This window comes from Kangiella aquimarina DSM 16071, from assembly GCF_000374105.1.
GTDB classification, from domain to species: Bacteria; Pseudomonadota; Gammaproteobacteria; order Enterobacterales; family Kangiellaceae; genus Kangiella; species Kangiella aquimarina.
In genome coordinates, this window is sequence record NZ_KB893650.1 from 955,487 (window position 1) to 968,919 (window position 13,433).

At 44.5% G+C, this 13,433-nt stretch carries 13 protein-coding genes; 7 read left to right on the plus strand and 6 right to left on the minus strand.

What is annotated here, in order from left to right:
* Positions 1–3: 3 nt before the first annotated feature.
* The 5 genes from B158_RS0104645 to B158_RS0104665 form a co-directional block, all read right to left on the minus strand.
* Positions 4–537 carry an Ig-like domain-containing protein gene (locus B158_RS0104645; protein ID WP_018624196.1) on the minus strand — a complete coding sequence of 178 codons (534 nt, stop codon included), beginning with the start codon at positions 535–537 and terminating at the stop codon, positions 4–6.
* Positions 538–547: 10 nt separating this feature from the next.
* A complete protein-coding gene (locus B158_RS0104650; protein ID WP_018624197.1) occupies positions 548–2,089 on the minus strand; it encodes a DUF4331 domain-containing protein in 1,542 nt (513 codons plus the stop codon).
* A gap of 181 nt (positions 2,090–2,270) precedes the next feature.
* Entirely contained in the window at positions 2,271–2,960 is a 690-nt protein-coding gene (locus B158_RS0104655; RefSeq protein ID WP_018624198.1) for an anti-sigma factor, read from the minus strand.
* Entirely contained in the window at positions 2,957–3,505 is a 549-nt protein-coding gene (locus tag B158_RS0104660; protein WP_018624199.1) for an RNA polymerase sigma factor, read from the minus strand. Before B158_RS0104660 ends, B158_RS0104655 begins: the two co-directional genes overlap by 4 nt.
* A 229-nt stretch (positions 3,506–3,734) precedes the next feature.
* Positions 3,735–4,985 (minus strand): Zn-dependent hydrolase, encoded by a 1,251-nt coding sequence (locus tag B158_RS0104665; RefSeq protein ID WP_026309243.1) that lies wholly within the window; start codon positions 4,983–4,985, stop codon positions 3,735–3,737.
* Between the two features lie 144 nt (positions 4,986–5,129).
* Here B158_RS0104665 and B158_RS0104670 point away from each other — a divergent pair, with 144 nt between their 5' ends.
* The 6 genes from B158_RS0104670 (at position 5,130) to B158_RS0104700 (ending at position 11,578) form a co-directional block, all read left to right on the plus strand.
* Entirely contained in the window at positions 5,130–5,633 is a 504-nt protein-coding gene (locus B158_RS0104670; protein WP_018624201.1) for a hypothetical protein, read from the plus strand.
* A 3-nt stretch (positions 5,634–5,636) separates the two neighbouring features.
* Positions 5,637–7,058, plus strand: a complete 1,422-nt coding sequence (locus B158_RS0104675; RefSeq protein WP_018624202.1) for a sodium:solute symporter family protein — start codon at positions 5,637–5,639, stop codon at positions 7,056–7,058.
* A 117-nt stretch (positions 7,059–7,175) separates the two neighbouring features.
* The gene (locus B158_RS0104685; protein WP_018624203.1) at positions 7,176–8,246 is read left to right on the plus strand and encodes an aspartate/ornithine carbamoyltransferase family protein; all 1,071 of its coding nucleotides are present in this window, start codon (positions 7,176–7,178) and stop codon (positions 8,244–8,246) included.
* A 132-nt stretch (positions 8,247–8,378) separates the two neighbouring features.
* Positions 8,379–10,391 (plus strand): asparagine synthase (glutamine-hydrolyzing), encoded by a 2,013-nt coding sequence (asnB, locus tag B158_RS0104690; protein WP_018624204.1) that lies wholly within the window; start codon positions 8,379–8,381, stop codon positions 10,389–10,391.
* A 361-nt stretch (positions 10,392–10,752) separates the two neighbouring features.
* Positions 10,753–11,070, plus strand: a complete 318-nt coding sequence (locus tag B158_RS12880) for a hypothetical protein (protein WP_018624205.1) — start codon at positions 10,753–10,755, stop codon at positions 11,068–11,070.
* A 76-nt stretch (positions 11,071–11,146) separates the two neighbouring features.
* Positions 11,147–11,578 (plus strand): hypothetical protein, encoded by a 432-nt coding sequence (locus B158_RS0104700; RefSeq protein ID WP_018624206.1) that lies wholly within the window; start codon positions 11,147–11,149, stop codon positions 11,576–11,578.
* Between the two features lie 36 nt (positions 11,579–11,614).
* Here B158_RS0104700 and B158_RS0104705 read toward each other — a convergent pair whose 3' ends face one another.
* Positions 11,615–12,070, minus strand: a complete 456-nt coding sequence (locus B158_RS0104705; protein ID WP_018624207.1) for a MarR family winged helix-turn-helix transcriptional regulator — start codon at positions 12,068–12,070, stop codon at positions 11,615–11,617.
* A gap of 235 nt (positions 12,071–12,305) precedes the next feature.
* On the opposite strand from B158_RS0104705, the gene B158_RS0104710 reads away from it, so the two are divergent.
* Complete coding sequence (locus B158_RS0104710; protein WP_018624208.1) at positions 12,306–13,430, plus strand: S-(hydroxymethyl)glutathione dehydrogenase/class III alcohol dehydrogenase; 1,125 nt, start codon at positions 12,306–12,308, stop codon at positions 13,428–13,430.
* The last annotated feature ends 3 nt before the right edge of the window (positions 13,431–13,433 follow it).

Genomic DNA, 13,433 nt, shown 5'->3' on the forward strand with positions numbered 1-13,433 from the left:
TGTTTACTGTTCTCCTTCAATGACTAAGTCCTGATAGTAATCAGTAGTATCAACATCGAAAATGAACTCACGGCCATTAACTCCAGTTGGCTCATCCGTTGCAGCTTTGGAGTATGATGCGCGACTATAGGAACTGAACAGCTCCTGCTTAACGTTGATCGTAATATCAACCACAGCTGGGTCAGATGTTGCACTGCCATCGCTAACAACAAAGCTAAACTGATCTGAACCTGTATAGCCGTTATCTGGAGTGTAACTAAAACTACCATCAGAATTGACAGTTAAGACGCCGTACATAACATCCTCTGAAACACTAAATGTCAAAGTATCTCCATCGGCATCAGTACCTTCCAGTTGACCAGTTACCGTTGTATCAGTCTCTGTTATGACACTTTGGCTGACAGCTTCGGGTTTTGTATTCATTGGTGGCTCAAAGGCTGAATATGGCCCATCATCACCACAGGCGCTCAACAATAGAACACTAAGGATAAATATACCTATTAAGGGTATAGACGATGTATATTTTGCAGTATTCATGAGTTCCTCCTTAGTTTGGTGAGCCAGCTAATGGCGTACGCAAGTAAGGGAACTGCTCATCAATATCTGCCGCTGATAAAGGCGCGCCATCAGTGAATGGTGCTGTACCGACATTGGCATCTTCAGGTTGGCATAAGCCAAGATTAGTTGGAGCGCCACCTACAGGAATTTCATGACACAGGCGTCCCATAACAACGCGTAAAGCAATATCCACTACATCATCGCCAGGACGGCGACCATTTGGGAAGCCAGCCAAGTCATCGCCAATTACACCTAGAGGTGACTGGTTGGCAGCTGGTGTTGCTGGAATTGCTGTGTTCAAACGAAGCATCTCTGAAGGAGTAACAGTTGCCTGTTGATTAACGCCTGCAAATCCAGTCAGGAATGCAGCGACCAGATCATTTCGCGGGAAGTTAGTTGGCGCAATCGTTTCAAAGTTTGTGCCTAACGTCGCATTAACTGCATCACGGAAGAGTAAATCAAGTAGTGCAGGGAAGCTTGGGTGCGTCACATAATCTGCGAACTGAATGTCCGTAGTTGGCGCTGCTGTTGAAAAGGTATCTTTATCAGGCAGACCAATCACAACTTCATTCACCAGCGGTGCACTTAGACGTGACACTTGAACCATGGCGCCACCATTGACTTCAGGTTTTTCAAATGTTGCATTTGGGTTCTGGATACGTGCTTGCGGTAAACTTGCCGTAGTCCATGCCCCAATCACGCCATTCCCATCGCCTACCAGGCAGCTGGCTGGTAATTCTAAAGCCAATGTTGTGACATTCTTATCTCTTAAGTCATCGTTAGCAACATCCTGAGTGATACCACCGGGGAAACCACCGCCATCACCGGCACCAGGTGCACTATCGCCTTCGACTGGAACATAGTTCACTAAGTCAAAGCTTTCACCAAGGTTAACTGCGAAGGGGTCTTTGCGTTGTCCGACAAACACGCGGCCTGGTTGGGCGCAGTTTGGCAAAGAAACGCTGTATACGTACTGATCGGCATAGGCTTGATAATCAGCAGCAGAAGAGAAGGTTTTATTACCAATATAATCCCACGGTTTAGTGAACGTTGAGCTACCCATGTCATTGCTAAGTGCTGTGCGAGTTCCTGAGCGAACAGGGCCTTCAATCTGAGTCAGGCTATAACTTTCGATAAAGTTTAAAGCTGAGTTATCACCAGCAATAATACCACCTGCATTTTTTAGGGGGATGGCAACCTGTCTCTGATTACCGTCAGGCCCGATAGTGAGCTTTATGCCCTCACCATTGGCTGCAAGACTATTGGTGAATTTGAATTGATAGGTGAGATCTTCAACCGCATCACCGTCACTGTCGATATGGATGTTGTAAGCAGCTGCAGGGTCCATCGCAAAGTAGTTTGGCCCACCGTAGGCATCCTGCAACGGAATATAGTTGGCTAGAATGGTGACATATCCAGTTCGATCCGTTTCATAGCTGTTGAACAGATAAAAGTCTGTGGAATCAACAGTGGGATAACGGGTGATATTCGGGGCTTCACGGTGGCTGGATGCCTCCGTAGATTGATACATGAGTGTGCTGGCTAGAGTGAAGCAAACAGCACTGGTTATTAATTGTCTTTTCATAACGAGTTACCTACCTTTTTTGTGTATGTAACTCGTATACGAGTGAGAGATTCAATTGGATGCAAAAAAAATATAAATATTTACATCCAATTGATTATATTAACTTTTTAGATCTAACCGCTTGTTTCTATCCGGTAATCTGAATCCACTGTGCAGTCAGAATAATCGGACCGGTTGGTGCGCCGGTAGGTGAACCATTTTCAGGCTCGATACTGACCGCAAGCCCTGACTGGACTAAATCCTTAAGCTGAGCGGGAACGGATAAGGTCTTATTTCCTGATTCTGGTAATAAGCCGAGGGAAATAGGTGCCTGACCGTTAGCTGGAAGCATCCACAACTCAAAGTCCTGATCCGGTTGAATATCCGGAAGGGAGCTAACACTTACTGTTAAGGTATTGCCAGTCTTTTGGACAACCCATGCCGGTTGGTTCTGTTCGACTTGTAGAACAGCCAGAGCTTGAGGTTGTTGAGTAGGAGGGGTAACAGGTTGTGCCATCCAGATATAGGCAACTAACAACAAGCATGCAGTTGTTGCCAGCCAGCCTGATATTGTCCACCACGAGCCGGAAGAAACTTTACCTTTGCTGTTCCAGCCCAGTCTTGCAGTGATGCTTTGCCAAACCTGTGAATCTGGAGTGATTGGCTTCAGCTCTTCAGCCATGGGATTTAAAATCTGCTCCCAATGCCATACGGCCTGCTGAAGGTGGCTATGTTTAACCATCAGCTTCTTAAAGCGACGACGTGCCAGTGGACTCATAGTCCCTATAACATAATGTTTGGCTAATTCGTTTGAGAGCTCTTCGTTATGATATCTCATGACTTAAGGCACCTTTTCAGAGCCTCAAGACCGCGTCTAATCCAGCTTTTGATCGAACCCAGCGGGGCGCTAAGGTGACGAGTAATTTCCTGATGGGTATACCCATAAAGAAAAGCTAATTGGATAGTATGTCTTTGTTCGCCTTTTAACAGTCGCATGCATTCGTCAAGCTTTTGATTGGAAGCATTCATGTCCAAATCAATCTGAGGATTGATGTCGGTAGGCTCCGGCATTTTGTGTTGATGCTTTCTCTTGACCTGAGAATGACGTAGCTGATCAATGCATTGATTTCGCATGATACTTATGAGCCACGTCATCACACTGCCGCGATCTGAGTGATACACTTCTGGGTTGTGCCAAACTTTGATGTAAACTTCTTGCAAAACTTCTTCCGCCAAATCCTTACGCCCTAGCAACTTGGTTGCTATGGCCAGTAATTTTCCCGACGAATTCTCGTACAAACTTTGAAAGGCTTGTCGACTACCCATCGATATATCATTCAACCAGGCAAGTTGCAGCTGGTCATCGGAGTGTTGCTCAGACATGTCTACCCCACTTGTTTGAGTAACATTACTGTTACGTCTATGTCAGTATTTTGGATGCAGTTTTGCTTTTATTAGATCGAACCTACGCTTGGGGATGTGAATATTATGTGCAGATTTTGGACTGACCAGATAAGGGTGTCACATTTAGGGTTATAAAAAGGAAAGGAACTGTCTCAGGTAGCGATCAGTAGCAAACGCCAGTCGGCTACCTGAGAATCATGCAGGAAGTTTATTGATTAAGTGAAACCTTGTCTTGGGCAATATCTAATAAAGTTGCCAGCAACAGGTTGGAACCTTGTTCGACATCCTGCCAGTGCGACCACTCATCAGGTGCGTGACTGACGCCGCCGACACTGGGTATGAATATGAGTCCGGTCGGAGTGATATCAGTGAAGAACTGAATATCGTGACCTGCGCCGCTTGGCATTTTTATGTAACTATAATTGAGCTTCTTAGCTTGCTGCTCTATCAGGTCTACTAGCTTTGGACTGAAATATTTTGGCTCTAACCAGCTCATTTGCTCGTACTCAAAGCGTAACTTATGTTTGCGAGCAATTGAGGAGAGCACCTTGCCGCAGCTGTTAGCAACCTGCTGCATAACTTCTTCGCTCATATCACGACCGACCAGAGTAAAGTGTGCTTCACCGGGAATCGTGTGTGCGTAACCCGGTTTTAAATCGACGCGACCAATAGTTAGTCGAGTTTTATCAGTGCCTTCCTCATCAATGATTCTGTTGATCTCGTGAGCAAAGTCGGCAACACCCATAAAAGCATCACTGCGCATATCCATCGGTGCAGTACCGGCATGGTCGGCTTTCCCTTTTAGTTTAACCAACCATTTGAAAACACCAGAAATGCCATCGACCACGCCAATAGTTTTCTGCTGTTTTTCCAGAACTGGACCCTGTTCGATATGCAGTTCGAGAAAGGCCTTAATGCTGCCGGGATCCCGTCTGCAATGCAGGGCATCATGAATATCCAGTCCACATCGTTGCATCGCATCCTTGAGAAATTCACCTTTGGGATCGCGTGCAGATTCCAGCCATTGGAAATTGAGATTACCACTTAGAGCCTGGGCACCGAGCATGCCGCCAAAGCGTCCTTCCTCTTCACTGGTGCCGATAATTTCAATCGGATGCTTGGGCTCAATGTTATGTTCTCTGAGTACGCGAATACACTCCAAACCAGCCATAACACCCAAAGTCCCATCAAACATACCACCTGCTGGAACTGAGTCGAGGTGCGAGGCAATAATAATGGCAGGCTTATCAGGATCGCCTAACCGGCCACAGACATTACCGACGCCATCCATGTGAGTTTTCAGGCCATTGGCTTCGAACTGCTCCATGACCCAACGGCGAGCCTGCATATCCACATCGGTCAAACCCTGGCGATAGATGCCTTTGTCTTTTGGGTTAAAACCAAAGTTGGCTAGTTCGTATAAATCTTTTTCAATTCGTTCAATATTGACGGAATAGATAAGCTATCCTCCTTTTGAGTTATTGCTTATACCCTACCAAATCTTAGTAACCTATTGTAATTGTTTAAACTTCATACAGCCAATTTGATTTGAATACAAAGCTTTGCTAAAGTGGCTTGTCTTTGCAAAGACAGCATAACTTTTATGGCCTTACACCTGATTGCGGTCATTTTTTCCATCGTCACATTCAGTAATTCAGCAATTTCTTCGAGTTGCGAAGGAAGTGCTTGTGAGTTTGAGCTTACGCCACAAGAGCAAAGTTCGGACGCTGGTTACTTCAGTGTCGAATGGAATAGTTTGACTACAAATCAAAGTGAAGACGAGCAAGTCTTAACAGACTCTGCTTATAAAGCTCCCAAGTATCTTCAATTGGCAACCAATGAAGGCTTCACGCCTGAGTTGCAGCTGCTGGATATTACCTATCAGGATAAGATTCACCTGACGGGGTACGATGATGGGACCTACTTCCTCCGTCTGCTTGATGAACAGCAGAACGTCTTAAGCAATGTAGCCAAAGTGACCATTAAACATCATCCGTTCGAGCGAGTGTGGTTGGTATTTGGTATTGGCGCGCTAATGTTCGCTATTCTTATTGGTTACATGATTTCTAGAGCTTTTCGATCAAAAGAGACTTCAACAGAAGACTAACTCATGGACTTTAATCCTATTTCAATAACGATGGCGGCAAGCCTGTTGGTGGCTTTTGGTGTGATCTGGATCTTTTTCGGCTGGTGGTTAGGCCGAAAAAACAAAGACCTGGATGACTTCATGCTGGCCGGACGTAATGTGGGCTTTGCCTTTGCTTCGGCAACGGCGATGGCAACCTGGATCACCAGTAATACGACTCTGGTAGCACCGCAGATGACTTATCAGTTTGGTATCTGGGGCATGGTCGGTTACACAATGGCTTCACTTGGCTTAATTCTGTTCGCTCCGATGGCGAGACGCATTAAAGAGCTAATGCCCCAAGGCTACACCTGTGGTGACTTTATCCGAGTGCGTTACGGTAAAGCCGCCTGGATCATTTTCTTAATCGTATCCTTCTGTTATGCACTGGGCTGGCTGGTCAGTCTGGGTATGGCCGGTGGTGTTCTGCTATCCACTTTAAGCGGACTCAGCTATCACCTGGGCATGACAGCCATCTTAATTATTTGTGTGGGTTATACCCTGCTGGGGGGACTCAGGGCGGTTATTGCCACTGACTATGTGCAAACCTTGATCATCCTATTTGGTGTGCTAATCATTGGTTTTGTCTGCTACCAGAGTGTAGGAATCGATACGATTTATGAATCAGTTAAAAAAGAACACCCGAACCTTCTGAATTTATTATTCCCAGCATCGATAATGTTTCTATTCAACAATATCTTTTTTGGTATTGGTGAGATTTTCCACTCTAATGTCTGGTGGTCGCGTGCATTGGCTTTCCGTGAAGGTATTGGTAAACGAGCATATCTTTTAGCTGGGCTGTTATGGCTACCAATTCCGATCGTCACTGGATTCATTGCTTTAGCAGCTCCATCACTTGGCATTTATCCAGCTGAAGCAGATATGGTTGGTCCGATGGTTGCGGCAAAACTATTAGGCTCAGTTGGTGCTGTATTCGTATTTATCGTAGTTTTCGCAGCGTTGGCATCCAGTCTCGATTCTTTATTGGCAGCAACCAGTGATTTGCTCACTAAAGATATCTATAAAGGTTTAATCAACAAACAGGCCGACAATAAAAGGCTGGAGAAAGTCGGTCGTCACGTAATTTTGATACTGGGTTTTGCAACATGGCTCATCTGTTTAGATAGAACAGCTACTCTAGGCGAGGTATTGAATCTGGCTGCAGCTTTTGTTGCCAGTGCGATCTGGCCCATTGTATTAGGACTTTATCAGCAAAGGTTGTCAGGAATTTATGCTGGCGCAGCCATGGCATTAGGCACAATTTGTGGACTGATTGGGTATTTCGAAATCGGTTTCTATGTTGGTGCATTAATCAGTTGCTGTGTGTCATTTATTGTTTGTATGCTGGGACTGATGCTCAAAGACGATCAGTTTGACTGGAACCGTTTAGCAAATATGGAGAAGTAACATGCTAATGTCTTTTGATGCGCTCCAATTTTTAATTCTCGCGGCGATGGCAGTGACCTGTCTGTCGCCAATCATCCTCATAGTGTTACTCGTAAGAGACTGGTTAAAGGACCAATTATGGTAGACCAATTGAAAGATGAAGATCTGGTATTTTCCAGAGCAAAACCTGATGTCTTTGGTGATGCACACCCCAAAGCATTATTGAAAACGATTCAAGAAGATGGTGATGCGCTTGTTAAGTTAGCAAATCAGCACATCATCACCTGCGATCAATTTGATCGCCAAACTATTTTGCAGCTATTCCGCTTGGCCAGCAAATATGAAAGTAATCCCAAGCGTTACAACACACCGCTGCAAGGAAAGATTCTGATCAGTGCTTTTTATGAGCCCAGCACACGCACGCGCTTATCTTTTGAAAGTGCCTGGCATCGTCTCGGTGGTGACATCATGTCAATCACCGATCGTTCAACTACCGGTATCGCGAAAGGTGAATCATTAGCTGACATTGGCGAAATGTTTAATAACTATGGCGACTGTGTGGTACTGCGTGAATCAAATGAAGATTCAGTAAAAGAAATGACATCGACGCTACGTATTCCGATTATTAATGCGGGTAACGGAACCGATGAGCATCCGACTCAGGCCATGGCCGATCTCTACACCATTTTTAAATGGCGCCCAGAGTTGTTGAAAGATAACCCACAGAAAATTCGTGTCGGTATTGTTGGCTTGCCTAATTACATGAGAACAGTTCGAAGCCTGCTCAAAATCTTTGCACTGTTCCCTGAGATTTTTGAAGAGGTTGTCATCATTCATGACAAAACCGATGATGATATTTTCACAGAGGGGCAGAGAGAACAGCTTGAAAAAGCGGGTTTAAATCTACGTTTAACCAATCGTTTAAACAAAGAGTTGCCTGAACTGGATGTGGTTTATATTAACGCGATTGCATGGGTCGGTGATGACTTTGAATCGCACGGTGATAAGTTTGTACTCAATGCGCAATCACCATTAAAAGAAGACGCTATCATTTTGCATCCATTGGCGCGAGGTGATGAGCTGTCGACAGATTTAGATGAAACCCCTCACAACTGGTACTTTTCGCAGGCACGTGGTGCGGTATTTTTACGGATGGCACTGTTGACCTGTATGGTGGAAAGAACCGAAATGGTGATGGACGTAATATAGGTATTAATAGGTATTAAATAGTCTCTGGCCACAACCTCATTAATTTAAGAATGAGGTTGTCCCACCAGAGAAAGCGTTTAACCCTGATTTCAAAAAATATTTTATAGATAAGATTCCAAGGAGAATTTTTATATGTGCGGTATTGCCGGTGTAATTCATCGTGACAAAGATCGAACTATTGATGCACAAACGCTCGTCAACATGGCGGCCATTCAATATCACCGAGGGCCTGATAACTTCGGTTATTACAATCCTGAAGGTGTTGGCGTTGGCATGAGCCATGCACGGCTGACCATTATCGATCTCGATGAAGAACGCGGGCGTCAGCCTCTTGTCAGTGATGACCAGCGTTACATGATGGTGCATAACGGTGAGTTTTATGACTTCCAGCGCATTCGTGCCGATATGACGGCGCAGGGCGCTCGTTATCAAACCAAAAGTGACTCTGAAATCGTGCTGCAAATGTATCCGCACTACGGCATCGAAAAAACTGTCGAAAACTTGCGCGGTGAGTTCGCCTTTTCAATTTACGATCGCGAAGAAGAAACCATGTATCTAGTTCGTGACCGCTTCGGCATCAAGCCGTTATACTGGACTGAAACGGTACATGGCGTGGTATTTGGTTCTGAGCTAAAGGTGTTGTTCGCGCATCCTGAAGTTAAGCGTGAAATAGATTCAGAAGGTTTATACCACCAATTGATTCAGGTGATGATTCCGGGTTCAACTGCGTTTAAAGGTGTTAATCAGGTTCCTCCGGGTCACTGGATCAAAATCCAACGTCGTAATGGAAAGCTTGAAATATCTGAACATAAGTACTGGGATATTGACTTCCCGCAAGCCGAGGCGCATCTGAATGTTAAAGATGAACAGGAATACATTGATGGCGTTCGTGAAAATCTTTTAGAAGCGGTACAACATCGTCTTAATGCTGATGTTCCTGTTGGTGCTTATTTGTCAGGCGGTATCGATTCCTGTTCGATTCTTGGCTTGTCTGCCTCGGTGCGTCAGGATCCGGTGAAAGCTTTCACCATTGGCTTTGATGATGCTGATTATGATGAAACACCGATTGCCCGCGAAATGGCGGAGATGACAGGCGCAGAACAAATCATTCTGCCACTCTCTGCGGAACACTTGTATGACCATTTTGAACGAACCATCTGGCATACCGAAAGAACTATCTACAACACGCTAGGCGTTGCCAAATTGTTAATGAGTCAGAAGGTTCGTGAGCAGGGCTATAAAGTGGTCTTGACGGGCGAGGGTAGTGATGAATTATTTGCGGGTTACCCTGCCTTCCGTAATGACATGTTCCTGTATGGGCTGGATGATCTGCCAGAAAACCTGCGCAAAGAAATGCAATCAACACTGGCCGAATCCAACAAACTATTCAAGGGTGCCATGTTGCCACGCGAAGCTTTCCGCTCCGAAGCGATAGATGCCAAAGTCGGCTTTACGCCAACCTGTATTCAAAACTGGATGGGCTGTGATGGATTCGCGCGTCAGTTAATGAGCAAAGACCATCAGGCTAATATCAGCGATTATGATCCAGGTACTGCAATGGCTGAACAGTTTGATGAAAATCAGCTGGAAGGTCGTCATCCACTGGATAAGGCGCAATACGTCTGGATTAAAACCATGCTCGAAGGTCAGATCCTGACCTGGGGTGGTGATCGTGTTGATATGGCTAACTCGATGGAAGCGCGTCCACCGTTCCTCGACCATCATCTGGCAGCCTACGCGGTAAATATTCCGCCACAAATGCGAATCAAAGGCCCGGTAGAGAAATACGTCTTGAAAGAAGCGATGAAAGGCTTGCTACCAGAAACCCTATACAAACGTCAGAAGTTCGCCTTTATGGCACCGCCAGCGCATACCGACAAGAAAAAATGGAATGCCCTGATGGAACTGATGGAAGAGTTCGCCAGCGAAGAAAAAGTCGCTGCAGCAGGCTTGATTGATTACGGTGCACTACAGGATATGATCAAGAAGAATGATGATCCAACAGTGCCGCGTGAAGATAAAGTACAGATGGATGCCATCCTCAACCACGTACTTGGCGTTCAACTATTACATCACCACTTCATTGAAAACGACGTGCCGAAAATGGCCGCCGCCAAAGCCCATGAACTAGGGTGGGTTGCTTAAAAACGATAAGCAATTGATAAATCTGAAACGGCAGCTACTTAGGCTGTCGTTTTTATTTTCGAACGTAAAAATTAAAGTACAGAAGAAATTGTTTGTTCAGAATAAATAGCTATTGGTGATGACCATTGTCTGGTAATCTTTGCTAAAAGTTTGTAGGTGTTCAAAACTTGTTGATGATACAAAATTGAACCAAAGGAAGGAGCTATTGCTTTTGAATCATAAATTGCCCCTACAAGTGAGCTCAATAGATTATTTAAAACAAAGGGAGGGGCTTACCTAATGCTAATTCCAAACAGAGATATGTTCAGTAAACCTGAATATCTGCAAACTATTTATGATTATAGTAAGTGATAGGTGAACTATGGACATAATTTTGTTAAAAGAATGTGCTTTGAGTCTAAAAAGGTTGATAGAGAAGTATTCTTCAGACCCAGAGGTGAAGTTACTAGCTACAGCTCTAGAAGAACTTATTGAAGACATATTAAACGATAGAGTGGGGCTGCCACTGGATTCCTCCCAAATTCCAGGGCGGAAGTTAATGGAGGAAACTAATATACGGCAGTACAAAGATCTTTCTTCTACATATTCGACTTTTGTTCTAGAGGCTTCTGGAGGAGATGATACTTGGGGAGACTTACGAAAAATTGTTAATGACATAAAGAAGGAAATAAAAAATTGAAGAGCAACACTAAAAAGCTAGCAAGAGTAGGGTGCGTCGTGACGCACCTTAAGAATTTTAGCGATGAGAAAGTAATATGTATAAAAAATATTGTTTAATCTTATTAATAATTATATTAAGCGCATGTAAAGGCGAAGTTAACACTGTAGTTATTGAGCTAGCTGATCACTATGATAAGAAAAGTGTATTAGTTGAGCTTGAAAATAATGGTGCCAATTGCAACCTTGTAAAGCAAAAGCTTCACTGCGATTCAGGTGATATGGAGCTTGTGAATGAAACAATAAGGGGTATTGGTTTAAGAGAGTTCCCCGCTGGCTCGATCTATCTAGGAATGCCTGGTCTTCATGAGGCTGTCATTGAAGAATTGAATAAAAGACAAATAGCCTACCAAATCAAACTTAAAAAAAATAAAAAGTGGTTAATTGTTGGGCAAGAAAATCTTGAAATACTGCATAATATAATTGATGAAAAAACGCATGAGCTAAGGTTGGCGGAAAATCAAGAATAAGTTTGAAGACATCAGTAAATTACTTTTTCGCACCCTCTACTGCTCTATATTCGTCTGTTGATCGATGTCCTGTGCATTCATCATGCTGGCGACGCGTTGAAAGGCGGCCAGGAGTTGTGTCTGCTCCCAGTCTTCCAATCGATTAAATCGTTCGATGAAATAATCCTGCATCGGTGGTGGTGCTAATTCCAATAGAGCCTGGCCTTTCTCGGTTAATGATAGGTTAAAGCGACGCTTGTCGGTTTGGCTTCTGATGCGTGTGACCAGTTCGCGATCCTGCATTCGGTCAATAATGCTGGTGATAGTGCCCTGACTTAAATTCAGTGTTTCAGCCAGTTCTTTGGGCGAGATACCATTGGTGCGGCTGATTTGTTTCAGTATCAGAAGTTGTGGGCCAGTGACACCGGCTTTCTTGGCAAGCTCTTTGGAATAGAGATCATTGGAGCGAATGATTTTACGCAGGGAGACAAGAAGATCTTCGTATTTTTCCATAGAGCTTTTATTGAATTGTGCTGACTGATAATAGAACCAACTTTAACCAAATATGTATATAAAATCCATGCCAGTGCTAATCATGGCTATCCGCTTACATTAATTTCACGGCTCAATGCTAAATTATGCTTTTAATTAATAGTCACTATTTATGACCGAACAGACAGCTTCGATTGCAATTATTGAGTACTGTTGTAAGGTTTGGTAATCAAATTGATTCATTAAGGAAAGTCTTATGTCGAACGAAGTGATTAAGTGTAAAGCCGCTGTGGCCTGGGAGGCTGGTAAGCCTTTGTCAATTGAAGAAGTTGAGGTGCAGCCACCGCAGAAAGGCGAAGTCAGAGTTAAAATTGTGGCCACAGGAGTGTGCCATACTGATGCTTTCACCTTGTCAGGCGATGATCCTGAAGGCGTATTTCCAAGTATTCTTGGGCATGAAGGTGGCGGCATTATTGAGTCGGTCGGTGAAGGTGTGACCAGCGTTAAGCCGGGTGATCATGTGATTCCTTTGTACACCCCGGAATGCGGTGAGTGTAAGTTCTGTTTGTCTGGCAAAACTAATCTGTGCCAGAAAATTCGCGAAACTCAGGGTAAAGGTTTGATGCCGGATGGTACTACGCGTTTCTCAATAAATGGCCAACCGATTTATCATTATATGGGTACATCGACTTTCTCCGAATACACCGTTCTTCCTGAAATCTCTCTGGCTAAAGTTAATCCTAAAGCACCACTTGAAGAAGTTTGCTTGCTGGGTTGTGGTGTGACAACCGGCATGGGCGCGGTTATGAATACTGCAAAAGTTGAAGAGGGCGCGACGGTCGCTATTTTCGGATTGGGTGGTATTGGCCTGTCCGCAGTGATTGGCTCTGTGATGGCGAAGGCCAGTCGAATAATAGCGATTGATATTAACGAATCTAAATTTGAGCTGGCTAAAAAGCTGGGTGCCACCGATTGCGTCAATCCAAAAGATTATGACAAGCCGATTCAGGAAGTAATTGTCGAGATGACCGATGGTGGCGTGGATTATTCTTTCGAGTGTATCGGTAACGTTAATGTGATGCGTTCAGCGCTGGAGTGTTGTCATAAAGGTTGGGGTGAGTCGGTGATCATTGGTGTCGCTGGTGCAGGTCAGGAAATCTCAACCCGTCCATTCCAGTTGGTAACTGGTCGTGTGTGGAAAGGAACCGCTTTCGGTGGCGTGAAAGGTCGTTCTGAGCTACCCGATTATGTTGAGCGTTATCTTGCTGGTGAGTTCAAGCTGGATGACTTCATTACTCATACCATGCCGCTTGAAGATATTAACGAAGCTTTTGACCTGATGCATGAAGGCAAGAGTATTCGTAGCGTGATTCATTACTAGGAG